The 26,558-nt window shown below is 65.1% G+C and carries 15 protein-coding genes and 3 pseudogenes; 10 read left to right on the top strand and 8 right to left on the bottom strand.

Features of this window, described 5'->3' with window-relative positions:
• Positions 1 to 159: 159 nt before the first annotated feature.
• Complete coding sequence (locus tag BX604_RS17620) at positions 160 to 1,062, bottom strand: LysR family transcriptional regulator (protein ID WP_098552943.1); 903 nt, start codon at positions 1,060 to 1,062, stop codon at positions 160 to 162.
• Between the two features lie 96 nt (positions 1,063 to 1,158).
• Here BX604_RS17620 and BX604_RS17615 point away from each other — a divergent pair, with 96 nt between their 5' ends.
• Both BX604_RS17615 and BX604_RS17610 read left to right on the top strand, forming a co-directional pair.
• Entirely contained in the window at positions 1,159 to 1,596 is a 438-nt protein-coding gene (locus BX604_RS17615) for a GlcG/HbpS family heme-binding protein (RefSeq protein WP_098551912.1), read from the top strand.
• Between the two features lie 4 nt (positions 1,597 to 1,600).
• Positions 1,601 to 2,377, top strand: coding sequence for an SDR family oxidoreductase (locus tag BX604_RS17610; protein ID WP_098551911.1), 777 nt, complete (start codon positions 1,601 to 1,603; stop codon positions 2,375 to 2,377).
• 262 nt (positions 2,378 to 2,639) lie between these two features.
• On the opposite strand, the gene icmH is transcribed toward BX604_RS17610, so the two are convergent.
• The 3 genes and pseudogenes from icmH to tssH all read right to left on the bottom strand — a co-directional run.
• A complete protein-coding gene (icmH, locus tag BX604_RS17605) occupies positions 2,640 to 3,854 on the bottom strand; it encodes a type IVB secretion system protein IcmH/DotU (protein WP_098551910.1) in 1,215 nt (404 codons plus the stop codon).
• Positions 3,855 to 3,874: 20 nt separating this feature from the next.
• Positions 3,875 to 7,240: pseudogene (gene tssM, locus BX604_RS17600) on the bottom strand (type VI secretion system membrane subunit TssM); the annotation flags it as partial.
• Positions 7,203 to 9,368: pseudogene (gene tssH / locus BX604_RS17595) on the bottom strand (type VI secretion system ATPase TssH); the annotation flags it as partial. The pseudogenes tssH and tssM, both read right to left, overlap by 38 nt.
• A 520-nt stretch (positions 9,369 to 9,888) precedes the next feature.
• On the opposite strand from tssH, the gene BX604_RS17590 reads away from it, so the two are divergent.
• The 8 genes and pseudogenes from BX604_RS17590 to BX604_RS17555 all read left to right on the top strand — a co-directional run bounded on the left by BX604_RS17590 (position 9,889) and on the right by BX604_RS17555 (position 17,451).
• The gene (locus tag BX604_RS17590) at positions 9,889 to 10,560 is read left to right on the top strand and encodes a TagK domain-containing protein (protein WP_098551909.1); all 672 of its coding nucleotides are present in this window, start codon (positions 9,889 to 9,891) and stop codon (positions 10,558 to 10,560) included.
• On the top strand, positions 10,557 to 11,408 hold the full coding sequence (locus BX604_RS17585; RefSeq protein ID WP_098551908.1) for a type VI secretion system accessory protein TagJ: 852 nt from the start codon (positions 10,557 to 10,559) through the stop codon (positions 11,406 to 11,408). Before BX604_RS17590 ends, BX604_RS17585 begins: the two co-directional genes overlap by 4 nt.
• Positions 11,401 to 11,958: a type VI secretion system baseplate subunit TssE gene (gene tssE / locus BX604_RS17580; RefSeq protein WP_098551907.1), complete on the top strand. Its 558-nt coding sequence runs from the start codon at positions 11,401 to 11,403 to the stop codon at positions 11,956 to 11,958. Before BX604_RS17585 ends, tssE begins: the two co-directional genes overlap by 8 nt.
• 32 nt (positions 11,959 to 11,990) lie before the next feature.
• Positions 11,991 to 13,880: pseudogene (gene tssF / locus BX604_RS17575) on the top strand (type VI secretion system baseplate subunit TssF).
• A complete protein-coding gene (gene tssG, locus BX604_RS17570; RefSeq protein WP_098551906.1) occupies positions 13,880 to 14,953 on the top strand; it encodes a type VI secretion system baseplate subunit TssG in 1,074 nt (357 codons plus the stop codon). The pseudogene tssF and the gene tssG overlap by 1 nt, the downstream one beginning before the upstream one ends.
• On the top strand, positions 14,950 to 16,059 hold the full coding sequence (locus BX604_RS17565; RefSeq protein ID WP_098551905.1) for an ImpA family type VI secretion system protein: 1,110 nt from the start codon (positions 14,950 to 14,952) through the stop codon (positions 16,057 to 16,059). Before tssG ends, BX604_RS17565 begins: the two co-directional genes overlap by 4 nt.
• Before the next feature lie 43 nt (positions 16,060 to 16,102).
• The gene (locus tag BX604_RS17560) at positions 16,103 to 16,606 is read left to right on the top strand and encodes a hypothetical protein (RefSeq protein ID WP_179894819.1); all 504 of its coding nucleotides are present in this window, start codon (positions 16,103 to 16,105) and stop codon (positions 16,604 to 16,606) included.
• A gap of 128 nt (positions 16,607 to 16,734) precedes the next feature.
• Positions 16,735 to 17,451 carry a DUF2145 domain-containing protein gene (locus BX604_RS17555; protein WP_257146350.1) on the top strand — a complete coding sequence of 239 codons (717 nt, stop codon included), beginning with the start codon at positions 16,735 to 16,737 and terminating at the stop codon, positions 17,449 to 17,451.
• Positions 17,452 to 17,647: 196 nt separating this feature from the next.
• On the opposite strand, the gene BX604_RS17550 is transcribed toward BX604_RS17555, so the two are convergent.
• The 4 genes from BX604_RS17550 to BX604_RS17535 are packed head-to-tail and all read right to left on the bottom strand — an operon-like array spanning position 17,648 to position 26,185.
• On the bottom strand, positions 17,648 to 21,841 hold the full coding sequence (locus tag BX604_RS17550) for a bifunctional nitrate reductase/sulfite reductase flavoprotein subunit alpha (RefSeq protein WP_098551903.1): 4,194 nt from the start codon (positions 21,839 to 21,841) through the stop codon (positions 17,648 to 17,650).
• Positions 21,842 to 21,857: 16 nt separating this feature from the next.
• Entirely contained in the window at positions 21,858 to 22,202 is a 345-nt protein-coding gene (gene nirD / locus BX604_RS17545; protein WP_098552941.1) for a nitrite reductase small subunit NirD, read from the bottom strand.
• 38 nt (positions 22,203 to 22,240) lie between these two features.
• Positions 22,241 to 24,838 (bottom strand): nitrite reductase large subunit NirB, encoded by a 2,598-nt coding sequence (nirB, locus tag BX604_RS17540; RefSeq protein WP_098551902.1) that lies wholly within the window; start codon positions 24,836 to 24,838, stop codon positions 22,241 to 22,243.
• Between the two features lie 21 nt (positions 24,839 to 24,859).
• Entirely contained in the window at positions 24,860 to 26,185 is a 1,326-nt protein-coding gene (locus BX604_RS17535; RefSeq protein ID WP_098551901.1) for an MFS transporter, read from the bottom strand.
• Positions 26,186 to 26,558 lie beyond the last annotated feature (373 nt).

Below are 26,558 nucleotides of genomic sequence, written 5' to 3'. Positions count from 1 at the left end.
TTTTCATCGGATGAATGACGAATCGCGCATTCGGGAAAAATTCTCCCCGCCGGGCCGTGCCCGCGAGCGCAAAACCGCGGCCGGGCGCGGGTTTCAGGGAATGGGGACGGATTGCCACACCCCCGCGGGTACGCCCTTCGTCACCCCTCGTCGTGCCCGTCACGTCGCCCGCTCGCGCAGCACGTCGATCAACGCGCGCAGCTTCGCCGGCACGTGCTTGCGATTCACGTAATAGAGCCACATCGGCGGCAGCGTGCGGCACGCGCCCGGCAGCACCTCGACGAGCGCGCCGTCGCGCAGGTCCTGCTCGATGCGCTCGCGCATGAACGCAAACGCGATGCCGACGCCCTCGCGCGCCGCGTCGATCACCGCATCCGCATCGTTCGTCACGAACACGCCGTCGGGATCGAGATCGACGTCGCGGCGGCCGTCGTGCAGCAGCCATTTGTGCAGGCGGCCGCTTTCCGAGAAGCGGAAACGGATGCACGCATGCCGTTCGAGTGCCGCGAGCGACGCGGGCGTGCCGTGCCGCGCCAGATAGCCGGGCGATGCAACCAGCGCGCATGACAGCGCCGGCGCGATCCGCACGCCGATCATCCCGGGCTGCAGCCGGTCGGCCAGACGAATCCCTGCATCGAAGCCGTCCTTCGCGATATCGACCAGTTCGTTGTCGTAGCGGATCTCGAGCCGGACTTTCGGATAGCGCTCGCGAAATACCGCAAGGATCGGCGCGATCACCAGCGTGCGCGCCAGCGGCAGCGCGGTGATGCGCAGCAGCCCGCCCGGCTCGCTGCGCACCTCCTTCAGTGCGTCGCGCGCCTGCATGACCTGCCGATACGCGGGTTCGGTCTGCCGGCGGTATTGCTGGCCGGCTTCGGTCAGGCTCACGCCGCGCGTGCTGCGGTTGAACAGTTTCACGTTCAGCTCGCCCTCGAGCTGCCCGATCGCAAGGCTGACGGCGGCGGGCGTCAGCCCCAGCGCGGCGGCCGCGCGCGTGAAGTTGCCGGCGGTCGCGACCATCATGAACACGTGCAGCCCGGCCATCGGATCGCGTCTGCTCATCATTAAAAAAACTTGAAACTCCTTCGAGCGGAATACGGATTCTCCCATATACCGGAACTGCCTACACTGGCCTGGTCGCCCTCACCGGAGCACCCGATGCACCCCCATGGCACCGCCCTGCCGCTGGCAGCCGTTCAACGCACGATCGACGCGGCGCTCGCGCACGCCGCGTCGTTGCGGGTCGACGGCGTGTCGATCGCGATCGTCGACGCCGGCGCGAACCTGGTCGCGTTCATGCGCACCGACGACTGCTTTCTCGGCGCGATCGACCTCGCGCAACGCAAGGCGCTGACGGCGGTGCTCTTTCGCGCGTCGAGCGGCGCGCTCGGCGCGATGTCCGGCGACGGGCCGCTGCGCGGCATCGAGCACAGCCACGGCGGGCTCGTCACGTTCGGCGGCGGGGAGCCGCTCGTCGACGGCAACAGCCGCTGCGTCGGCGCGATCGGCATCTCCGGCGGCAGCGTCGAGCAGGACGACGCGATCGCGCGTCACTGCCGCGATCGCTTTCACGCAACCTTCCACACATCGAGGTAAGTACATGGCAACGAAACGCATCCTCATCACCGGTGCAGGCACCGGTTTCGGCCGCGAAGTCGCGCTGCGGCTCGCGCAACACGGTCACGACGTGACGGCCGGCGTACGCACGACCGCCGAGATCGACGCGCTGACGCACGACGCGGCGCAGCGCGACACCACCGTGCGCGCGGTGAAGCTCGACGTCACGTCGGCCTACGATCGCGCCTGCGCCGGCGAGCTCGACATCGACGTGCTCGTGCACAACGCGGGCGTCGGCGAAGCCGGCGCGCTGGTCGACCTGCCGGTCGAGATCGTGCGCGAACTGTTCGACGTCAACGTGTTCGGCCCGCTCGAACTCACGCAGCAGATCGCACGCGGGATGCTCGCGCGCAAGCACGGCAAGATCGTGTTCGTGTCGTCGATCGCGGGGCTCATCACCGGGCCGTTCACGGGCGCCTATTGCGCGTCCAAGCACGCGATCGAAGCGGTGGCCGAGGCGATGCATGCGGAGCTGGCGCCGCACGGCATCCGCGTCGCGGTCGTGAACCCGGGCCCGTACCGCACCGGTTTCAACGACCGGATGATGGAAACGCCGCGGCGCTGGCACGACCCGGCCGTCCACACCGTGACGCCCGAGCGGCTGACCTTCCCGCTCGAGCAGCACGATCCGGAGGAAATGATCGCGAAGATGGTCGACGTGATCGAACGCGACGGCGGCGCGTTCCGCAACCTGCTGCCGCAAGTGTCTGAAGCGTTCGTGCGCGCCGAGCAGGCGCACGCGTGGGAGCGGCAGCAATAAGAAACGGTAACAAGATGAATCACTGGGGCTGTTTGAATGTGTCGGCATCCTCAAGCAGCTCCAATTGCATGAGGCCTTGGTGTTCCCCCCACGCGAGAAATTGCTCAGTGATTGGACCGGCGAACCCGGCTATGCTCGTGATCCTGCTGAACGTGCGTCAGCTCAATACTCCTCGCCGGCTCAAGGCTGAAATTATCGCCCGCAATCGAACGTCAATCCTCCTCGCCGGCTCAAGGCTGAAATTATCGCCCGCAATCGAACGTCAATCCGTGATGGTCACTTCGACGCGACGATTTCTCGCCCTTCCCGACGCGGTACCGTTGTCCGCCAGCGAATCGGCATCGCCATTTCCCTCGACATTGATGCGCGGCGCCGGTATTCCTGCCGCAACGAGAATTTGGGCCACGTGCCGGGCGCGTGCTGCGGAAAGCGTGTGGTTAGATGCTTGACGTGTCGAACTGATTGGTGTGCTATCCGCGTATCCTGCCACCCGGACGGTCGCGTCCTTGGTCACAGCCGCGATTTCCCGGCCAGCCGAAGCTGCCACCGAAGCGCCCCATGGCGCCACCGTTGCCTCGCCAGGCCCGAACATTCCGCTGAACCGGAGTGTCAAGGCATTGCGCCCGGAGTCGCGAATCAGTTCAACATTTCCTGCAGCGACTTCATCGCGCAGCCGCAGTTCCAGATTGCGAGCCAGCACATCGAGCGGCGACGCCTGGAGCATCTCTTTCATGCGAACCCAACGGTCCAGCGCGGCGTACCCCCCTGCCCCCAGCAATAACGCAACAGCGAGACCTCCTGCGAACCTCGCTCGCGATCGACGCACCGCCACGGGACGTACCCATGGATCGATCGTCTGTCGCGGACGTTTCGGCGGCTCGCTGACGCGACTCACACTCTGTCCCCCCGTAATAACCACGTCGTGTACGTGTTCGCGAATGACCTGCAAGCGCTTTTGACCGCCTGCTTCAAATCGGTATCGCCCACGAAACCCGAGATCGAGTACGTTCTGGTACAACTCGATCAGATCGAGGTTCTCGCGAGGATCGCGCATTGCCTCGTCGATCAGCCGGAAAATTCGGTCGCCGCCCTGACGATCATGTCCCAACGCACTCGCCAGGCTGCTGTCCTGCCAGTCGACACCGGTTGTTTCGCCCTTTCCCCAAGGCGTCTGCATCGCAGCCTCGTCGAGCGCGGAGCACAGACAATAGCTTGCGCACCGGACATGCTCGGGTCGAACCTGGAGCTCACTGCAGATCCGGGTGAAGAGATGAACTTCCTGCCCCAGCCATCGACGCCACCGTGCAACAGCGTCGGCATCGAGCGTTTCGGGCGTATCGGCCAACGCCTGCAACAGGACACGCGACGCTTCGAGCAGCGGGTTGATCGCCTGCTCCGCGGCCTTCAGCCGCGCAGCGACAGGCGGCGACGCCGCGCCCCCAGCTTGGCCCCGCGAATCAGTTGTCGAAAGAGTCATCTTGATCGATCCCTACCGGTTCAGTGGGAAGCGCTTCCCGCACTCGCCGGCACCATGCCTCGCGGCAACCCTGGTGGCGGACCGCTATCCGGCAGGTTGAACGCCGACATCATGCTGGGGCACCGGAACGTTTTGAGCACGTCGCTCGTAAGAGGATTCGCGACACTCCCGGCGCTCGCGACGTCGAGCGCCGCTTGACGACCGTCGAAACTGAACGCGACGCGTGTGCGGCCCGGCGTCGCCGTCTCCACCACACGCCCCTTCTGGAGCAGGCGCATCAACGCCCACGGTCCGTCCGTTGCGATCGTCGACGTATCCGGCCGAATCCGCGGACTGGCCGTGATTTCCGTGTGGACGCCACCGCGCGGTCCGGGCCACGTGACCGTGAAAGGCGCGACCGGACCGTGTTGATAGAGCGTCGTCTGTCCATCAATGTCTAGCGACAGGCTCATGATCGTCGGGTCGAGCTCGGGAATCCGGATGTCGGCCTTCCAGGTCAGTTGCTTGTGGCCGGGATCGTTGAAGAAGACGTCGCGGATTGCCTTGGCATGCTCGAACGGCTCCAGGTCCGGCCCCTGCATGGGTTCGGTCGCACCCGGCAGCGTCCGGTAGCGCCAAGGCTTCGCGGCCGTGTCGACAAACGGTGCAAGCGTTTTCGTGAAGAAGTCATCGATCAAGCCCCCCTGCGCAAACACCCGGGTGAAATCACCGATGCTGACGTCACGCTTGCTGTCCGGTGAAAACGGATAGTTGCCCTCGACAATCAGCCGGCATGTATCGCCGACCACCGCCTGCATCTGGCGCGACAGCAGTTGGCCAATCCCCTGATTGACTTCGCGCGAACCATCGGCGGCGAGTTGCAGCAATACCGCACGGAACGGCGCGGGCATCGTGTCGGCCGTCATTTTCAGTTTCGCGGCTACGTCGCTCGTCGGCGGCATGCTGTTGTTCGACAACGCATTATCGGCAACGGTGAGCGCCGTGTAATAGTCGTTCAGCAGGTTGGTGACGCCGTCCAGCCCCGTCTTGTCTGCCTGCGTGGCGGCAGGCTGCGTATCGGATTGCGCATCCACACTCCCTGTCACGACCTCGCGCAGCGCCGCAAAGTGATTGTCGACGAGTTCCCGCTCAACGCGTTCCGACGCCCGAATGCCCAACGCCTTGTCCGCCTTCTGATTGAGCTGATCGGCGGCCCGCTGCAGCAGCGAACCGTCCGACGCAGCCATCGGCTGCGTGAGCGTCGTCTCGTGCACGGCTGCGCGCGCAAGCCGCACGAGCGGCGAATCCGGCGCCGCGAAGCTGCGCAGCACCTTGAGATTGAACGCAAGGCTCGTGCCGCTCACGGTCCGGATGTCGTTGAGAAACGCGCCCCACTGCCGGGCATATTCCATCAGGTATTCGCGGCGGACCGCGTCGGTCAACGCATCGTCCGTACCGGTCGCGTTGCTCACAATCTCAACCGTTTTTTTTTGAGCCGAATCCGACGAACCCGCCAGATACGAGCGTCCCATCACCCATGCATCGTCGTCTCGCGCGATCTGCACGAATTCGGGCAATCGCTTGTCGAACAGATTCCGATAACCATCGAACGTGAAGAGCCCCGACACACCACGCGACAACGGCGCGTCACTCGCTCGCGTGAACACCGTGCCGGCCTGCGGGCCGACCGCGCGCAGCAACGTAAACTCATCAGGCGCCTCCTTGAGCATGGCCGCCTTCGCGCGCTGATAAAGGCGATCGGTAGCGTTGCTGCCGTCGAGAAACGCGCGCGCCTGCTGCACCAGCGCATCGTTGCGGATCAGCGGCGACTGCACCACGCGCTCTCCGGAGAAAAGCTGCTGCATGTGGTCGATCATCGACGCACGTCCACCAAAAACAGCCGCGCTGTCGGTCGTCGCCCAGTCGTCGAGCACCCAGGCCTTGACGTCCGCGGCATTGAACTTCGCCTTGTCGTACAACATCAGGTATACGCGCAGCGCATCGTAGGCGGTCTTTGGATCCCTGTTGGCAATTGCACCGGACATGACGTCTTCGAGACGGTGCACGATCTGCGGCAACAGCAGGTTGTCTTCGAGGGCGTCGTAGGTGTGGCGACTTTCGGTTGCAATGTCTGCCGGCGTGTAGAGGCCGTAGCGCCACGCGCTGTCCGGATCGGACAGGTCGAGCCCCGGGAAGGTCGGCAGATAGCGTGCCTCGGTCAGCGTGTCAGGCACGGCTTCCGGTTTCGGTTCCTTGTAGAGCTGGGTGACGCGAGCCGTGAGCGCCTGCACCTTGCGGCCGACCGCATCGAGATAGTCGTTGTTGTGGCCAAAGCTCGCGCGCAGGCCAATTGCCAGCCACACGAACAACAACAGGGCCAATGCGTGGCCGATCAGACGTAAAAGCCGGTAACGATATTCCCAGCGCAGGTTGGGGCTCACCAGATGCGCTTCCGGGAACACGACACGAGTCAGGAGGTCATGCAGGAAGAAACCCTGGTTGCCCTCGGCACGCGCCGGCGAAGCGGCAGCGTGGTCCTGAGTCGACAGAAGACGTTGAACGACTGTACGGCGCTCCACAGCGAGCTCGTTGTCCCGTTGTCGAGCGCTCGTGAAGTACACACCGCGCAAAGTCGAATGGAGCTGGGTATCGTCGTAACGCGAGTCGAGAAACACCCGGTCGATCAAGTCGAGCAGCGGTCCGAGCAGCGCAGCAAACTCCTCGGGCAAAGCGGCAAGCGATCGGCGCTTGCGCGAATCGTACTCATCCTGCAGATGCGTATCGATCGAACCGCTAAGCCGTTGCGCGAGTTCTGCGAGTTCCGCCTGGCAGCGGGCGCGCAGCCCTTCCTTCGCAACCGTTTCCTTGCCATACGGAAGCGTGAAGCCCCACGCCTGCGCCCGCCCCTCGGCCGTCAGCGTCCCGAAATACTCGGCGAAGCCCGTCAGACGATCCATCTTCGTGACCATCACGTAGACAGGGAAACGAATACCCAGCTCCTGCCTCAGTTCCGCCAGCCGCGCGCGCAACGCGGCAGCCTCCGCCACACGCGCCTGTTCGTCGGCGCCTGCCAACGTGGCAAGATCGATCGTCAGCAACGCGCCGTTGATCGGCGCGCGAGGCCGATGCCGGCGCAGCATGCCCAGAAATCCAAGCCATTCCGCGCGATCGATCTTCTGTCGGCGTTCACCCGCACCTTGACCGGGCGGAACGACATGGACGCTGGCTGTCGACACGGCGGCAGCTTTCGATTGCGATGCCTCATTCCGCTTCGCGTCGCCTTTAGCCTCTCCAGCCGGCTGGCCATCGGCGCCGTCCTTACCCGGAACGCCGGTTGCCGGCTTTGCCGTTTCCGAGACGGACACATTGACGTCCTCGGTCGTCGACATGCCATGATGCGTGTAGTACCTGGAAGAACATTTCGCGCACATCGCGGTGGGCCTTCTCGATCTCGTCGAGCAGGACGACCGAATACGGACGGCGGCGCACCGCTTCGGTCAGCACCCCGCCCTCGCCGTAACCGACATAACCCGGCGGCGCGCCCTTCAGGCCCGAGACGGTGTGCGCCTCCTGATACTCGCTCATGTTGATCGTGATCAGGTTCTGTTCACCGCCGTACAGTGCTTCGGCCAGCGCCAGCGCGGTTTCCGTCTTGCCGACGCCCGAGGGACCGGCGAGCAGGAATACGCCGAGCGGTTTCTTCGGGTCGGTCAGACCAGCACGCGCGGTTTGCACGCATTCGCCAATCTGACGCAGCGCGTCGGTCTGACCAATCACGCGCGCCTCCAACGTGTCGGGCAGCGTGCGCACGGCCGCGACCTCGTCGGTCACCATGCGGCCGACCGGTATGCCGGTCCAGTCGGAGACGATTTCCGCGACGATCGCCTCGTCGACTTCGGGGAAGACGAGCGGCGCATCGCCTTGCAGCACAGCGAGCGCGTATTCGAATTCGCGCAGCTTGGGAATCGCCGCCTCGGCCCGTGGGGTTTCGCCGTCGTCGGGCCCAATGGCCTCGCGCGCGGCCAGCAACGCCTCCGCGGCCGTCGCCTGTGCTCGCCAGCGATGCTCGACTGCGGCCTCTTCGGTCGCCAATGTATCGATGCGCGCTCTCACGCCCGCCAATGCCCTGTCGACATCCAGACCGATGCGGGTTTCTTGTACGAGCAAGGTTTCCTCGGCGCGCGCGGCCGCAAGACGCTGGCGCGCGTCATCCAGCTCGCGCGGCGGGGAATGCTGCGACAGCGCCACGCGCGCACAAGCGGTATCAAGTAGGCTGATGGCCTTGTCCGGCAACTGACGCGACGGGATGTAACGGTGCGAGAGCGTCACCGCCGCACGAATCGCTTCATCGAGGACCACGACGCCGTGATGCCGGGAAAACGTTTGCACAAGCCCGCGCACCATATCGACCGCAGCAGCCTCGGACGGCTCCGCGATCTGCAGCACCTGGAAGCGTCGCGTAAGCGCCGGATCCTTCTCGATGTGGCGCTTGTACTCGGCCCAGGTCGTCGCGCCGATCGTACGGATCGTGCCACGCGCAAGCGCGGGTTTCAGCAGATTGGCGGCATCGCCCGTGCCCGCCTGTCCGCCGGCGCCAATCAGCGTGTGAATCTCGTCAATGAAGAGGATCACCGGTGCCGGCGATTTTGCAGCGGCTTCGAGCAGCCCTTTCAGACGCGCCTCGAACTCCCCTTTCATGCTCGCGCCGGCGAGCAGTGCGCCAACGTCGAGCGACAGCAGCCGCACATCGGCAAGCTTCGGCGGCACATTGCCCGATGCGATCGCATGCGCCAGTCCTTCCACGACGGCCGTCTTGCCGACGCCGGCCTCCCCCGTGACCAGCGGATTGTTCTGCCGTCTGCGCAGCAGCACGTCGATCATCGTGCGAATCTCGAGCTCACGGCCGATGACCGGATCGATCTCGCCCGCGCGAGCGCGCGCTGTCAGGTCGGCGCAATACTGATCGAGCGAACCGCCCTTCGATTCGACTGGCATTGCGCTGGATGCCTCGCCCGGCGTTGCAGCCGAAAAATCGCTGTGGTCGTACGGCGCATCGGTGGCTTCGGGCGAGCCGTCGACCCATGCGGGCAGCTCGTTGCCCGGTCCGTCGACAGGGATCTTGCCGAACGCTGGAGAGATCGACAGCAGAACACGCCTCAACTCGGGCGTCGAGACAAGCGCAGCAACGAGCCACGCGCCACGCACACGGCGATCGCCATGACTCAATGTGGCGAGCACCCACGCGCGTTCGATCGCCGTCTCGATGTGCCAGGAAAAGTCGCTGATGGAACTGGCGCCAGCCGGCAGTACAGCCAACGCCCGCGCAAAGTCGCGATCGAGCGCGTCGCGCTCGATGCCAGCGTGCCGCACGATGCGATGCAGATCACTATCGGGCTGCTGCAGGAGCTGATGCAACCAGTGGACGAGCTCCACGTATGGATTCCCGCGCAGCTTGCAGAATTGCGTCGCCGATTCGATGCTGCGGTAGAGCCGAACCCCGAGCTTGCCGAACAACGCCTGGCGTGAAATCGTCATGCGAACCTTCTTGTTGTTTATTCGGTATTTCCTGGCTCTGACCTGAGCGATCAGGAATCCCATTCATGTGACATTGGTCTACTGCCGCGCTTCACACCAAAACAAAGTGAAAGCCTCTCAGGCGACGCATTATTCCAATTAATTTTCGCCGCCGTCAACCCATATCAATGAGCAAGCCCGCACCGAATTACATCCTTCCGCGTGCCACCAAAGACATTCCACCTTCGCCGCTCACATAGCGCAAAATCACCAATTACACGAATACTTCAATCAACAACCTATTGATATAAAAGGTAAATTCATCAATAAACGTGAACATTTCTTAACAATTACCAGAAACTTAAGCGATATCACAATATAAACTCCCTCTCCGCGGAGAGCATTTTTTCATATCTTGATATATTTAATATTTCGAGATTAAACGACGATCATTATTTAAAATGGCGACACCCACCATTTGAATGAACTTAATGCGATCCCTCGCGGTTAGAATCTGGAATCCATTAGAAAATATCTATCCATGCGTTCATTCCGCTTGCCGTGGCGCCGTCGACCTGACGCCTCTCTCACCGAGCCCGTATTGCGTAACGGGCCGTGCGATTCCGAAAAGCAGGAGAGCAGCGCGGACTTTCTCCTGCTCGATTCATCGGATCGCGCGGGCAGCAATACGTCGATCCTCGATCTGATCAGCAGCCACGGCGTTACTGCGGATGCCGCGCGGAGGAAGAGCGGTACGGAGTCGCAGGCTATGTCATTTCCCAAGCGCACCGACGACCTCGTCGAAACGCTTCACGCGCAGTACTGGCGCGCGCTGACGAACCCACACACCGCCCTTTCCGACTCAAGGGGCGAACGGCTGGATTCGCCGGCAACACCTCTTGCCTCAGTCACGCCCGATTCGCACGACGTCCGGCCGGCACCGGCAAACCCTGCTCGCCCCGATTCCATCGAAATGTTGCTGTCAGGCAAGCGCAACCTGGAAGACGCCTTCGGACGTCTGGAGCAAAGTGTCTTGTCCGACTTGGAGATCGAGCCCGTGCCGGAGGTGTTGCGCGTCTTTGCACCTCCCGAATTCCATGCGGCCGAGGCCCACCGCGCGCCAGCCCTGCCACCCGCGCTCACCCGGCGCGAGCATCACGCGCTGTCGGTCGATAGTCCGCTGGCCGCGCCGGTACGCAAAGACGACGCATGAAAATGCCATTAGCTGCCGAAGCACTGCGTGGCCACGGCCAAGACAACCTGCCGATCGCCGTGCAGATCGAGCGGATCGAATCGCATATTCGCGCGCAGCCGACCTGCGCCGCCCATCGGTGGGCGTTGTTCCAGTGGCTCTGCGTAACGGGCGACTGGGCACGCGCCGTGATTCAACTGCAGACGTGGGCGAAGCTTGAACCGCAACAGGCGCAGGCCGCACAGGTTTATCGTGACCTGATCCGGGCCGAGCGCTGGCGACAGAAGGTTGTCGTGGGACACGAACGCCCTGGATTCGTCCTCGAACCGGCTCCGTGGGTCATGGAACTCGCATTCGCACTGCGACTTGCTGGCCAGGGGCACCGCGAACGCGCCGACGAAGCGCGAAAAAAAGCCTTCGATGTGGCACCGCTCATCGCAGCGCGCACGCCCCTCGGGGACACAAGCTGGATCGCCGACAGCGATTCGCGTTTCGGCCCGGTGTGCGAGGTCATGACGGCCGGGCACTACCGATGGATACCGTTCGCCGATCTTGCCGCGTGGCGCGTGGCACCACCTGCGAACCTCATCGATCTCGTCTGGGCGCCGTGTGTGCTGACCCTGACCGACGGCAGCGCCGTGCATGGCTTCATGGCGGCCCGCTACCCAGGCTCTGGGGCCGCTACCGATGCACTGCGTCTGGGGCGCGAAACAGCCTGGCATGAGGCTGGACAGACCTCCGTCATCGCGATCGGACAAAAAACCTGGACAACGGATCAGGGTGATTTCAGTCTCTTCGAACTGGCACACGCGCAGTTCGGCTCGCGTGTAGCGGACGGTGCCACCACTGGAGCGCCGATCGATGACTGAGCGCAAGCGGCATCCCACGCAGGACAACTCGCTCGTCGCGCGCCCGCCGCGGCGGGCAAACGCGCATCTGATGCCGACCTTGCTCGACCGGCTGCGCGACGACGCACCGCATCGGCTCGTCGAAGCCCCCGAAGAATATGCCGTCACGCGCAAACAGATGCGCGACATCGTCCAGCGCGATCTCGCCTATCTGCTCAACACGACGAGCATGGGAGACCGGATCGAGCGCGAACGCCACCCGCAAGCGGCCGCGTCGACCGTCAATTTCGGCGTGCCGCCACTCGCGGGCACCTTTCTCGCGTCGCGCCAGTGGAACGACATCGAGCGGATGATCCGGCAGGCCATCACCGATTTCGAGCCGCGGCTGATCGCCGATTCGCTGGTAGTGTCGCCCCGTCAGGGTGACGACGCCAGCGGCCATCACAATGTGCTCGCGTTCGAAGTGCGCGGCCTGGTTCACATGGACCCGTATCCGCTCGAATTCATGGTGCAGAGCTCGCTCGATCTCGAGACAAGCGAGATCCAGATCACCGGCATGCGCTCCGGGTAGGCACGGCATAACAACAAAACGAGACCTTTCCGATGGACCCTCGACTACTCGACTATTACAACCAGGAACTCATCTACATGCGCGAACTCGCCACCGAGTTCGCACACGCGCACCCGAAAATCGCGCGCCGGCTCGGCATGCAGGCCGGCGAAGTGGCGGACCCCTACGTCGAGCGCCTGATCGAGTCGTTCTGCTTCATGGCCGCGCGCATGCAGCTCAAGCTCGATGCGGAGTTTCCGCGCTTCACGGGGCGCCTGCTGGAAGTGATCTACCCGAATTACGTCGCGCCCACGCCGTCGATCGCGGTCGCGCGCCTGTACCCCGGTCAGGCCGAAGGCAATCTGGCCGCAGGCTACCGTATCGCGCGCGGCACGTCGTTCAAGGCACGGGTTCCCGATGGCGAAAAAACCGCTTGCCAGTTTACGAGCGGGCAGGAGGTCACGCTCTGGCCGCTCACGATCACCGATGCGCGCCTGACGGGCATTCCGCCCGACATCCCGGCGCTCGACCGCTACGTCCCGCCTGACCGACAGGTGCGCGGCGCATTGCGACTGCGGCTGGCGACGACAGGCGACGTGCGCATCGCCGATCTGAAGGCGCTCGACCGGCTGCCCGTGTATCTGGCCGGCGACGAACAGGTCGCCTCGCACCTGTTCGAGTTGCTGCACGTTGCCGGCATCGCATCCGTGATTGCCGCGCCCGGCTAATTCGGTGGACCGGGCCGCTCTCCCGCCGCCGTGACTCACGGTGCGGTCGAACACGAGGGCTTGCGCACCGATCAGAACTTGCTGCCACTCACCTGGACGAAGTTTCACGGACACAACCTGCTGCACGAATACTTCGCATGCCCGGCACGATTCTGGTTCTTCGCACTCAACGGTCTTGCCGAAGGACTATCCCGCGTGAACGGTCGCGAGGTCGAAATCGTCGTGCTGCTCGACCGGGCACCGGGCCAGCTCGCAAACCTCGTCGATGCGTCGCGCTTCGCGCTGTTCTGCACGCCCGTTGTCAACCTCTTCAAACGACATACCGACCGCATCGAGATTTCCCCCCGCGAGACCGAGTCTCATCTGGTGCCCGCCCGACTCGCACCGCTCGACTACGAAGTGTTCTCGGTGGAGACCGTGCATGGACAGGTCTCAGCAACCTCGAACGAACTGGAATTCCGTCCGCTGTATCAGACGCTGAACAACGACGAAGGCAATCACGGGCGGTACTTCTCGACACGGCGCGAACGGCGGCTCGTGTCCGATTCGGCGCGCCGTTACGGCACGCGGACCCCGTATGTCGGCACCGAAGTGTTTCTCTCGCTGGTTGACCAAAACGAGGCCCCGTATGGCGAGGACATCCGTTTCCTGTCAGTCGATGCGCTACTTACGAATCGGGATCTCGCCACGCTCGTGCCACGCAACGGCGTGCGTGACCTGGCAACCGAGGAGTCCGCGCCAGTCGAGAGCATCGGTCTCATTCGACCGCCGAGTCCGCCGAAAGCGCCGTATGCGGAGCGAGAGATGGCGTGGCGGCTGATCCGCCAGCTCAACTTCAACTATCTGCCACTCGAAGGTCTCGATCATCGTGATGGTGGACAAGGACTGCGCGACCTGCTGCGCCTAACCATTTCGAACGACAACAACGAACATCTGCGACAAGTCGAAAGCCTCGTCGGCGTCAAGACGCGCCCGGTAACACGCAAGCTGCCGGGCACGGGTCCGATGACGTTCGGGCGTGGCATCGAGTGTGCGGTAACGGTCGACGAGACAGGTTTCTCCGGCGTGAGCCCCTATCTATTCGGTACGATTCTCGAGCATTGGCTGGCGCGGCACGTCTCGATCAACAGCTTCACGCAGACCGAATTGCATTCGATGCAGCGCGGCCGTATCGCGCGCTGGCCCGTGCGCACCGGGACACGTGGAGTGCTGTGATGAAACGTGCCACCTTGCCGGCGCTCGTGCGCGACAGCACGCTTTCGCCCGACCTGCTAGAAAGTCTTCAAATCGAGCCGTGGCGCTTCGGGTTCCTGTCGCTGCTGCGACGCGTCGCCGCAAACCCCGCGGTCGACCCGGTCGGCACCGCGCGCCGACCGCAGGCCGAGCCGTTCCGGCTCGGACAACAACCGAGTCTCGCTTTCGCGCCGCGCGAAATCGCCAGCGTCCAGGAAGCGGCGGGACGGCTCAAGGTGCGACTCTTCGGACTCGGCATGCTCGGGCCCAACGGGCCGCTGCCGATCCATGTGACCGAATGGGCACGCGAACGCGAAGAGGGCCGCCGCGACACGACGACGGTCGACTTCTTCGACATCTTCCATCACCGGTTCCTGACGCTGTTCTATCGCGCATGGGCGTCGGCACAGTCGACTGCCGGCCTCGACCGGAAAGACGACGAGCGGTTTTCGTTCTACATTGCGAGCCTCACGGGCCACGATACCGCCGAAATCGGGCGGCGCCCCCTGCCCTCGCACGCACGACTGGCAGCGTCCGCGCATCTTGTACGCGAGTCGCGCAACTCGGACGGACTTCGCGCCACACTCGAACACTACTTCGGCGTGCCGGTCGCGATCGAGGAAAACGTATTCCACTGGATCGAAATCGACGCGGCCGATCAAGGACGCATGGGCCGACCGGGTCCCGCCGCGACGATGGGACAAGCCGCGATGCTCGGTCGCGTGGCGCCGGACCGTCAACACCGGTTCCGCATCGTGATCGGCCCCATCGATCTCGACGCGTATCTGCGCTTCACGCCGCAAGGCGAGGATCTGCCGCGTCTCGTCGAATGGGTGCGAACGTTCGTCGGCTACGAACTGGAATGGGAACTCGAACTGCGCATCAAGCCGGAAAGCGCGCCGCCGGCCGTCATGGGCGGCCAGCAACGCATGGGATGGTCCGGATGGCTGGGGCACCCCAGACCCGATCGGCCGATTACCGGCATGCGATTCGAACCCGAACGTTATATGAGGCATTTCGAACAGCACACTACTGAATCCGACAATCGACCATGATCAAAAAGCAGTCAGCCCGACAGTCCGTATCCGGCAAAGGCTCCTTGAAAAATGCAGGGCATCACGACTGGCTCGCGCCCGTAAGCGATTCCATGCCCTGCGGCCCGGACCTCGAATACGACCACGATTTCGTGGTGCTGTTCGCGAGTGCGGCGCCCAGACAGGACGTGCAGTACGGCGCGTTCGTCGGTGCACCCGATCCCGTCAACTGGAGCGAGCTTGAACGCGACTGCCAACGGCTCATGCTGCGGACGAAGGATATTCGGGTCGCCATCCTGTATACGCGATGCCGCACGCGGCTCGCCGGTGCAGCAGGTCTTGCAGATGGCACGGGATGGCTGGCCGCCTGGCTCGACGGGTTCGCCGGACAGATGCATCCACAGCCCGATGTCGACGGGGGGCGTGACGCCGCACGTGAAATGCGGATGAATGCGCTACAGGCGCTCGCCGATCCGGACGGACTGCTCGCCGACGTGCGCGAGATCGTGCTTTCGAAATCGACGCTCGCGCGACTGCAGGTGCGTGATGTCGAACGTGCCTTTGCGCATCCTCGCCCCGCCGATGCCCTCGCGCCCGAGTCCGTCACGCAGCAGTTGCTGGATGTGCGCATGCAGCAGCCCGAAGTGATGGTGGGCTTTGACGATGCGATTACGCATCTCGCTGCGATCGCTGCGTGGTGCGCCCGTCATCTCGAAGGGTACCTGCCAGATCTGTCGTCGCTCACGCGGCTACTCGGCATATTGAGTGCGCCTGCGCCGGCGAACGCAGTCGAGCAGTTGGAAGAATCCCGCGATCCCACGTCGGCCTCCAGCGAATCATCAGGAAATGATGCGTCAGCGCAGCTCGAACCGGTGAATGACAGAACGGTTAGCGCCACCAAACCCATAACGGCCCAACCGAGATCCGCTCCGGCGGACCGCCAGGCGGCGCTTACTCTGATTCGCACGGCACGAACGTGGTTCGAGACCCACGAACCGAGCAGCCCGATTCCTGTGTTGCTCAAGCGTGCGGAGCGGTTCGTCGGCAAGCCTTACGCCGAAGTCGTCACAGCAATCCCAGCCGAGCTTCTCTCACAGTGGGAAGAAACCGACGGCTCTCGACCGTGACGAACAACAACAAGTGCTTCAGCCTTTCTCAGAAAGGGAGAAAATGAAATCAGCAAAAATCCGCAATTCATTTGGAAAACAAGTAGTCCTCTCAATTTTGATATCGTCCACCCTGACGATCACCAACGCCCATGCCCAATCGACAACCACGATGGGGAACTCGGAAGCAGTGGCTGTTGGCACAATGTCCATACTGGCCGCGCCCGCTGTAAGTGTCGCAGGTAGCGTCGGAGGTGAAAACCCCGTAGCAGGTTCTACCTTGGCTGGCATGGGCAGTGCGTTTGTCGTGACCGGCATTGGCGAGGGCACGAAGGATTCCGTTGAGGTCATCCTAGATGCGTCGAGCGGAGCGGGAAAAGTATCGATCAATCTCGCGCGCGCAAGCTTCGAAAAGCTCGGTATTTCGGTCGGCACGACGGTGCGCGCAGTGGCCGAATCAACCGGTACGCTTCTGATCGCGTCGGGAAAGCTGCTGGCCTTTATCCCGAACAAGGTCGGTGAAGCACTACTCTACAACGCTCGAGTTCCCGGCACGGAGGCTCAATGAGGTCTCCATCAATTTTCCGGCGTCTGCATATCCCTTGCCTCTTGGCTACGCTATCCGCACCGCTACTTGCGAGTGCTGGCCAGAGCTGCGATGAGGCGCCATTGTCCCCCGCTATGGTCAGCAAGGCCATGCAAACGGCACTTAACGTCACGAACGTCCTGGACCAGCGACACGATAACGTCGCCTTGTTGGGTCGCGTCGGACAGGACTTGTCAGCTTACAATCTCAAGTACAGCCACGTCGGCTTCATTTATCGGATAAGTCCGGACGCGCCCCGGCGCGTTGTCCACCTGCTCAATGCCTGCAACACGGCCGAGTCGGATCTGTGGTACCAAGGCTTAGGCAACTTCTTCCTTGATGACCTCTTCAGCTACGATTCCGTGGCCATCATTCCGCCCCGTGAAGTCGGTGACAAGCTGCTGCAGCGGTTCCAGAATTCCAGCGCCCTTCGATCGGTCCACAGCAGTCGCTACAGTCTCGTCGGTTACCCGTTTTCCACTCGCTATCAGAATTCGAATGACTGGGTTCTGGAAACGCTCGCAGCGACCGAAGCGAGAGACGCAAGCGTCGACTCGCGCGAACAAGCACAGGCCTGGCTCAGACTCGCGGGATATAAGCCATCTGAAATGCAGGTTGGCGCGCTAAAACGCCTCGGCGGCCGCCTATTCAAGGCGAACGTCGCCTTTGACGATCACCCTTCGGAATTACGTTACTCGAACCGGATTCAAACCGTCACGGTCGACTCGATCATGCAATTTCTTTCCCGGCGAAACGAAGGTTGGCAGATCATTGAAATTCCTTCGTTGGACGGCGATCCAGCACGGTCCGCATCATTCGGGAAATAGATACGCCACGGGTGAGCTTAGTCATGCGAGCACATTCCTTGCTCTCGTGATATCGAAGTCACCGCTCCAGAGCCGTGTGCCAATTGTTTGGGCGCGGTCAAGAGCGGATCCTGTGCGAACCTTTGGTTTCGCCCGTCACGCCTTCACCCGCTCACGGCGGTGCCGTTCGACGCCCCTCGTTCCACCACGCCCGTGGTCAGTACACGTCCCGCATGTAGCGCCGCGCCTTCGCGAGCCGCGCGACGTAGTCGTTCGCAGCTTCGTCCGACATCCCGCCGTGCTCGGCCACGACCGCCTTCAGCGCGGTATCGACGTCCTTCGCCATGCGCGCGGCGTCGCCGCACACGTAGAAGTGCGCGCCCTCCTCCAGCCACGCGTACAGTTCGGCGCCCTGCTCGCGCATCCGGTCCTGCACGTAGATCTTGTCGGCCTGGTCGCGCGAAAACGCGAGATCGAGCCGCGTCAGGAAGCCGCTGTCGCGCATCGCGCCCAGCTCGTCGCCGTAGTAGAAATCGGTCTGCGCATGCTGCTCGCCGAAGAACAGCCAGTTGCGTCCGCGCGCGCCGCGCGCCTGCCGCTCGTGCAGGAAGCCGCGGAACGGCGCAACGCCGGTGCCCGGCCCCACCATCACGACCGGCACGTCGCCGTTCACCGGCGGCCGGAAATGCGCGGACTTCTGCACGAACACCGGCACGCGGCCGTCGTCCGCGCGATCGGCGAGGAACGTCGACGCCACGCCTTTGCGTGCACGGCGGCCGTTGTGATAGCGCACGGCCGACACGGTCAGGTGGATCTCGCCGTGGTGCGCGCTCGGGCTCGACGCGATCGAATACAGCCGCGGCTGCATGCGCTTGAGCATCGACACCAGCTCCGTGCCTGACAGCTCGACCGGAAACTCGTGCAGCACATCCGCAAGCTGTTGCCCCCACAACCATTGCTTCAGATCGGCCTTGCGCTCGTCACCGAGCAGCGCCTTCAGTGCGCCGTTCGTGCTGCGCGATGCGATGAAGGCCAGCGTGTCCGGATGCGGGCGCGTGATGTCGAAGTGGCGCGCGAGCGCATCGCCGAGACGCACGTCGCCGACGCCCGCGACCGACACCGGCGCATCGGCCTTCAGCGCGGTGACGGCCAGCAGCTCGTCGACCAGCTCCGGGCAGTTGGTCGGCCACACGCCGAGCGCGTCGCCGGCTTCGTATTCGAGATTCGCGCCGTCGGTCGACAGCGACACGCAGCGCGTGTCCTTCGCGGCGCCCGGGCGGTTGAGCCGCAGGTTCGCGACGAGCTTCGACGGCGCCGGATGCGCCTTGGTCGGCAGCAGCCCCGACGGGCTCATCCCGGCGGACGGCACCGCGTGCAGCGCCGCATCGGCCTCCTTGATCCGCGCGACCACGCGTTCGAGCCACTGGTCGGCATCGCGCTGGAATTCGACATCGCAGTCGACCCGCGCACACAAACGCGCCGCGCCGAGTTCCGCAAGCCGTGCATCAAGCCGGCGGCCGTGTCCGCAGAACTGGTCGTAATTGCGATCGCCGAACGCGAGCACCGCGAAGTGCATGCCGTCGAGCCGCGCGACACTGCCGGCCTGCAGCGCGTCCCAGAATTCGCTGCCGTTGTCGGGCGCATCGCCGTCACCGAACGTGCTCGTCATCAGCAGCACGTATTGCGCGCCGGCCAGCGACGCGACCGGATAGTCGGACATGCATGCGGTGCGGATCTCGAAGCCCGCGTTCATCAGCTGCGTCGCGTAATCCTCGGTCAGCGATTCGATGTTGCCGGTCTGCGATGCCCACAGCAGCACGACCTTCGGGCGCGTGCGCACGATCCGCACGCCGCCGGGCGCGGCGGCTTCCGCCGGCAGCGCGGGCGCCGCGGCAACGGGCGCACCCGCGGGGAACGTGCGGCTGAACAACCCGGCCAGCATCCCGTCGAGCCAGAACCGCACCGGCGGCGCGAGCGGCGCGCCGGCCGGCAGCACCGGCACGCTGCCTTCGCGCCGGCCGGCGCTCGCCTTCAGCCCGCTGACGAGGCCGGCCACGTACAGGCGCTCCGCATCGGTCAGCGGCGGCGGCGCGAGATCGGCCACGCCGAGCGCGGCCGCAAAAGTGTCGAGGTCTGCCATGTCGGATTCCTGTGAAGCCGTGATCGGCGCGATCGCGATCGCATGCGCGGGCGGTGCATCGTCCACGCATGCGTCGGCGCGCGCCGTGTCGTCGCCGGTCGAGGCGAACGCGTCCGTGTCGACGCGCGTCAGTGCGACCGCGCAATATTTCAGTTCGGGTTGCTGCGATTCCGGATCGATCGCGTCGTTCGTCACCGCGTTGATGCACAGATCGTCGCCGTACACGTCGTTCCAGTGCATCGGCGCGAAGCAGTTGCCGCGCTGCACGCGCTCGGTCACGACGGCCGGCAGCACCGCGCGGCCGCGCGCCGAGCGGATCTCGACGCTGTCCCTCGTGGCAATACCCAGCGCGCGCGCGTCGTCCGGATGCAGTTCGACGAACGGGCGCGGGTTCAGCTTGTTGAGCATCGCGACCTTGCCCGTCTTCGTCATCGTGTGCCATTGATGCTGGAGCCGGCCGGTGTTCAGCACGATCGGGAACGTGTCGTCGGGCAGCTCGGCCGGCGCGACGTGCGGCCGCGCGAAGAAGCGCGCCTTGCCGGACGGCGTCGGAAACGCGAGGCGCGGCACGTCGTTACCGTCGGCGGCTGCGCGTGGCGTCTGGCTCACGCCGTCGTTCAGGTAGCGGACCGGATGCCGGTCGCGCGCGGTGCCCGGCGCGACCGGCCATTGCACCGGACCGTCGCGCAGCGCCGCGTGGCTCGCGCCGCGCAGGTCGTAGCCGGTCGCCGGATTTGAGAAACGCACGATCTCGTCGAACACGTCGGCCGCCGACGCATAGTCGAACGCATCGCCGAAGCCCATCGCGCGCGCGACTTCCGCGACGATGCGCCAGTCCGGCAGCGCGTCGCCGGGCGGTGCGACCGCCGCGCGCATCAGCGTCATGTTGCGCTCGGAGTTGATCATCACGCCGTCGCCCTCGGCCCACAGCGCGCCGGGCAGCAGGATGTCCGCGTAGCGGTTGGTCTCGGTGTCGAGGAACGCGTCCTGCGCGATCACGAGCTCGGCGGCCTGCAGCCCCGCGATCACGTTCTGCCGGTTCGGCACGGTCGCGACCGGATTCGTGCAAACGATCCAGCACGCCTTGATGTCGCCGGCCGCCATCCGTTCGAACAGATCGACGGTGCCCTTGCCGGTGTCCTTGCGCAGCGTGCCGGCCGGCACGCGCCACAGGTTCTCGACGAAGCGGCGATCATCGCCGGACGCCACCGAGCGCTGGCCCGGCAGCCCGGGGCCCATGTAGCCCATCTCGCGCCCGCCCATCGCGTTCGGCTGGCCGGTCAGCGAGAACGGCCCGCTGCCCACGCGGCAGATCCTGCCCGTCGCGAGATGCAGGTTGCAGATCGCGTTGGTGTTCCACACACCATGCGTGCTCTGGTTGAGCCCCATCGTCCAGCAGCTCATCCATTCCTGTGCGTCGCCGATCCATTGCGCGGCCGTGCGGATATCGGCTTCCGCGAGCCCCGTGATGTCGGCCACGCGCTCGGGCGTGTAGTCGGCGAGGAACGCGGACATCGCGTCCCAGCCTTCGGTGTACGCGTCGATGAACGCGGCGTCGGTGCGCCCGTTCGCATGCAGCAGGTGCAGCAGCCCGTTGGTCAGCGCGAGGTCGGTGCCCGGCCGGATCTGCAGGAACAGGTCGGCCTTGTCGGCGGTGCCGGTGCGGCGCGGATCGACGACGATCAGCTTCGCGCCGGCCTTCACGCGATCCATCATCCGCAGGAACAGGATCGGATGGCAGTCGGCCATGTTCGCGCCGATCACGAAGAACAGGTTGGCGCGATCGAAGTCCTGGTACGACCCGGGCGGGCCGTCCGCGCCGAGCGACTGCTTGTAGCCGGTGCTCGCGCTCGCCATGCAGAGGCGCGAGTTCGACTCGATGTTGTTGGTGCCGACGAAGCCCTTCGCGAGCTTGTTCACGAGGTATTGCGCCTCGATCGACATCTGCCCCGACACGTAGAACGACAGCGCATCGGGCCCGTTCGTATCGAGCACCGCGCGCAGGCGCCGCGCGGTCTCGGCGATCGCCTCGCGCGCCGGCAGCGGCACGAGGTCGTCCTCCCGCGCGCGGCGCACGAACGCACGATCGAGCCGCCCCGAGCGGCGCAGCGCGACGTGCGCGGACGAGCCCTTCGTGCACAGCCGCCCGAAGTTGGTCGGATGGTCGGCGTCGCCGGATACCTTGACGACTTCGCCATCCTCGACGTGCAGCACCATCCCGCAGCCGACGCCGCAGTACGGGCACACGCTCTTGACGGGGGTGGCGCTCATGCGTGCTCCGCGGTGCTCAGGCTGCGATCCACACGAAACCGTCCTCGATGCGAGACGGATACGCGCTCACCGATTGCTCGGGCGATTCGAGGCATTCGCCGGTACGCAGGTCGAAATGCTGCTTGTACAGCGGCGACGCAACCACGACGCGCTCGCCGAGACTGCCGATCAGCCCGCGCGACATCACGGCCGCGTGCGACACCGGGTCGACGTTGTCGATCGCGAACACGCCGCCTTCGGCATGCGCGACGTGAAACACCGCGACCTGCTCGCCGTTGACGAGCGCGCATACGCCGGTGTTCGGCACGATGTCGTCGAGCGGGCACACGCGGGTCCAGGACAGGGGAAGACGATCGTTCATGATGGGCTCCTTGGAAAAGACGCTGGTGTCGGTCACGGTCAAACGGTTGCGGATTCGGTCACGGCCTGCGTCGCGAGTTCGGCGACGACGGGAATCGAAACGGGCTTGCCACCCACGCGCTCGTCGGGTGTCGCGGGACGGATCTGGCCGCGCGTCTCGACGAACGCGATGGTCGCGTCGGGCGCGTCGCTGTTCACGAAGTGGCGGAAGCGCTTGCGCGTTTCCGGATCGGTGACGGCCTTCTTCCATTCGCATTCGTAGGTGTCGACCACGTGCTGCATGTCGGCTTCGAGTTCGGCCGCGATCCCGAGCTTGTCGTGCACGACGACGTCGGTCAGGTAGTCGAGCCCGCCTTCGAGGTTGTCGCGCCACACGCTGGTGCGCTGCAGCCGGTCGGCCGTGCGCACGTAGAACATCAGGAAGCGGTCGATGTAGCGGATCAGCGTCGCGCGGTCGAGGTCGGACGCGAGCAGTTCGGCATGGCGCGGCTTCATCCCGCCGTTGCCGCACACGTACAGGTTCCAGCCCTTCTCGGTCGCGATGATCCCGACGTCCTTGCCCTGCGCTTCCGCGCACTCGCGCGTGCAGCCCGACACGCCGAACTTGATCTTGTGCGGCGCGCGCAAGCCCTTGTAGCGGTTCTCGATGTCGATCGCGAGGCCGACCGAATCGTCGACGCCGTAGCGGCACCACGTCGAGCCGACGCACGACTTCACCGTGCGCACCGACTTGCCGTACGCATGGCCCGACTCGAAGCCGGCCGCGATCAGCTCTTCCCAGATGGAAGGCAGTTGCTCGACGCGCGCGCCGAACAGGTCGACGCGCTGGCCGCCGGTGATCTTCGTGTAGAGCCCGTACTTCTGCGCGACCTGGCCGACCGCGATCAGCCCTTCCGGCGTGACCTCGCCGCCCGCCATGCGCGGCACGACCGAATACGTGCCGTCGCGCTGGATGTTCGCGAGGTAGTAATCGTTCGAATCCTGCAGCCCCGCGTGCTCCTTCTTCAGCACGAACTCGTTGAAGCACGACGCGAGGATGCCCGCGACGGCCGGCTTGCACACGTCGCAGCCGAGGCCGTGGCCGTGCTTCGCCAGCAGTTCGTCGAACGTCGTGATGCGCTCCACGCGGATCAGGTGGAACAGCTCCTGGCGCGAATGCGGGAAGTGCTCGCACAGATGGTTGTTGACCGCGAGGCCCTGCTTCTTCATCTCGGCCTTCATGATCTGCGTGACGAGCGGCACGCAGCCGCCGCACGACGTGCCGGCGCCGGTGCACGACTTCAGCGCGCCGAGGCTCGTCGCGCCGCCGGCCACCGCCGTGCAGATCTGCGACTTCGACACGTTGTTGCACGAGCAGATCTGTGCGCCTTCCGGCAACGCGTCGACACCGATCGCGGGCTTCGCCGCGCCGTCCGACGACGGCAGGATCAGGAATTCCGGCGATTCCGGCAGTTCGATGCGGTTCAGCATCATCTGCAGCAGCGTGCCGTATTCGGCCGCGTCGCCGACCATCACCGCGCCGTGCAGGAACTTGCCGCAGTCCGACACCACCAGCTTCTTGTAGACCTGGCGGCGCTCGTCCGCGTACTGGTAGGTGCGGCTGCCGGCCGTCGTGCCGTGCGCGTCTCCGATGCTCGCGACGTCGACGCCCATCAGCTTCAGCTTCGTGCTCATGTCGGCGCCCGCGAATGCGGCCTCGACCTCGCCGTTCGCATCGCCGCCGAGCTGCTTCGCGACCACGCGCGCCATGTCGTAGCCGGGGGCGACGAGGCCGTACACCATGCCGTTCCAGGCCGCGCATTCGCCGATCGCGTAGATGTCGGCGTCGCTCGTGCGGCACGCATCGTCGATCGCGACGCCGCCGCGCGGGCCGAGGTCCAGCCCGCTGGCGCGCGCCAGTTCGTCGCGGGCACGGATGCCGGCCGAGAACACGATCATGTCGGCGTCGAGGTGCGAGCCGTCGGCGAACGCCATCCGGTGCGCGCCTTCCACGCCGTCGACGATCTCGAGCGTGTTCTTGCCCGTATGCACGGTCACGCCGAGCGCCTCGATCTTCGCGCGCAGCATCCGGCCGCCGCCGTCGTCGACCTGCACGGCCATCAGCCGCGGCGCGAATTCGACGACGTGCGTTTCGAGGCCCATGTCGCGCAGCGCCTTCGCGCATTCGAGGCCGAGCAGCCCGCCGCCGACCACCACGCCGCGCTTCGCGTGCGTGCCGCAGGCCTGCATCGCTTCGAGATCCTCGATCGTGCGGTACACGAAGCAGCCTGCGCGGTCGTGACCCGGCATCGGCGGCACGAACGGGCGCGAGCCCGTCGCGAGCACCAGCTTGTCGTACGCGAGCGTTTCGCCCGACGCGAGCGTGACCGTGTGCGCGGCGCGGTCGATCGACGCGACGCACGCGTTCAGGCGCAGGTCGAACTGCGGATGGCGTTCGAAGAAGCCCGGTTCGACGAGCGACAGGTCGTCCGCCGACTTGCCCGCGAAGAATTCCGACAGGTGCACGCGGTCGTACGCCGGGCGCGGTTCCTCGCCGAGCACCGTGACCTGCAGCGCGTGCGCCGTGCCGGCTTGTGCCGCGATGCATTCGAGGAGCTTGTGGCCGACCATCCCGTGGCCGATGACGATGAGTTTCATGATGACGATTCCTTCGGTCGGTCAGTTCGCGGCGTTGGCGGCGGCCAGCGCGCGATCGCGCAGCTCGGCCTCGCGTGCCTTGTGTTCTTCGCTGAAGCGCACGGCCATCGCGCACAGCGCGGTCGCGGTGACGGCGAGGCCGAGCATGCTCAGCGTCTGCTGCACGTCGCCGACGCCCTTCAGCAGGAACGCCGCGGCCACCGCGCCGACGTTGCCGCCCGCGCCGACGATCCCCGCGACGCCGCCGAGCGCCTTGCGGTCGATGAACGGCACGAGCGCGTAGGTCGCGCCGCAGGCCATGTGCGTGAAGAGGCCGAAGGTCAGCATCGCGACGAGCGCCATGCCGATACCTTGCGCATGCGAGAACCAGATCAGCCCGAGCCCTTCGCCGATGATCAGCGCGCACAGCAGCGTCGCGCGCACGTCGAGGCTGCGGCGCGCGGCGATCTTGTCCGACAGCCAGCCGCCGAGCGCGCGGGCAAACAATGCGAGCAGCCCGAACAGGCCGACCGCGAAACCGGCATCCTTCAGCGACAGATTGAAGTGATCGACGTAGTACAGCGCGGCGATGTTGTGGATGAACACCTCGACGCCGAAGCACGCGCCGTACGTGACGAACAGCATCCACACGCGATAGTTGCCGCACGCGGCGAAGAAGCTCGCCCAGCCGCCCTTCTTGCCGCTGTCGACCGTCACGCCCTGCTTGCGCAGCGCGACGAAGTCGCCTTGCGGGCAGTCCTGCGTGAAGCGCCAGTACGCCCACGCCATCACGAGCATCGCGACGCCCGGCACGACCAGCGCGATGCGCCACGACGCGTCGTCGCCGAAGCCGAGGATCAGGCCGGCCGCGACGAGCAGCGGCATCATCGCCTGCGTCGCGCCCGCACCGGCGTTGCCCCAGCCGGCCGTCGTCGCGTTCGCGGTGCCGACCACGTTCGGCGCGAACATCACCGACGTGTGGTACTGCGTGATCACGAAGCCCGCGCCGATCGCGCCGATGCCGAGCCGGCAGATCAGGAACGACAGGTAGTCGTGCGTGAACGACACCGCGAACACGGGGATCGCGCCGAGCACCAGCAGGCCGACGTACACGCGGCGCGGGCCGAAGCGGTCGCACATCGGGCCGACCAGCAGCCGCACGGCGATCGTCGCGGCCACCGCGGCGATATTGATGTTCGCGACCTGCGCCGCGGTGAAATGGAATTCGCGCGCGATCAGCGGCATCAGCGGCGCGCACGCGAACCACGCGAAGAAGCACACGAAGAACGCCATCCACGTCAGGTGGAACGCGCGCATCGGCGCGGTGCGGAAGCTGAAGAGATCGATACGGGTAGCTTTGTCGGTCATGTCATCCGCCAAACGAAAAACGGCGTCCTGCGCACCCGGTCTCGTCGAGACCCGATGCGTAGGACGCCGTTGCCCATGAAGCCCGTTGCCGGGCGCGTCTAGTAATCGGTATTGCCGGACGAATCGCCGTTGATCCGCCCGAACCAGCTTACGCAAACGCCGTGCCATGTCGCCGCAAATCGGGCCCTCGCCCCCGCCGCACAAGGCTCGCCGGCCGGCATGCGGTGCCCTGCGACGCGCGACGCACGATGCGCGGTGAAGCAGCGAAGCACAGATGTGGTGCGCTGCAGCACTGTCGCCGTGCGACATCGCGGTGCGCGCAGACGGGGCACGATGCACGCCGATGCGGCATTGCGGCTGCCCGCGCGGCGGC

This window comes from Burkholderia sp. JKS000303 (assembly GCF_002563755.1).
GTDB lineage: Bacteria > Pseudomonadota > Gammaproteobacteria > Burkholderiales > Burkholderiaceae > Burkholderia > Burkholderia anthina_B.
Note: the sequence above shows the minus strand (reverse complement) of the source record. Positions and strands in the feature narration are given on the sequence as shown.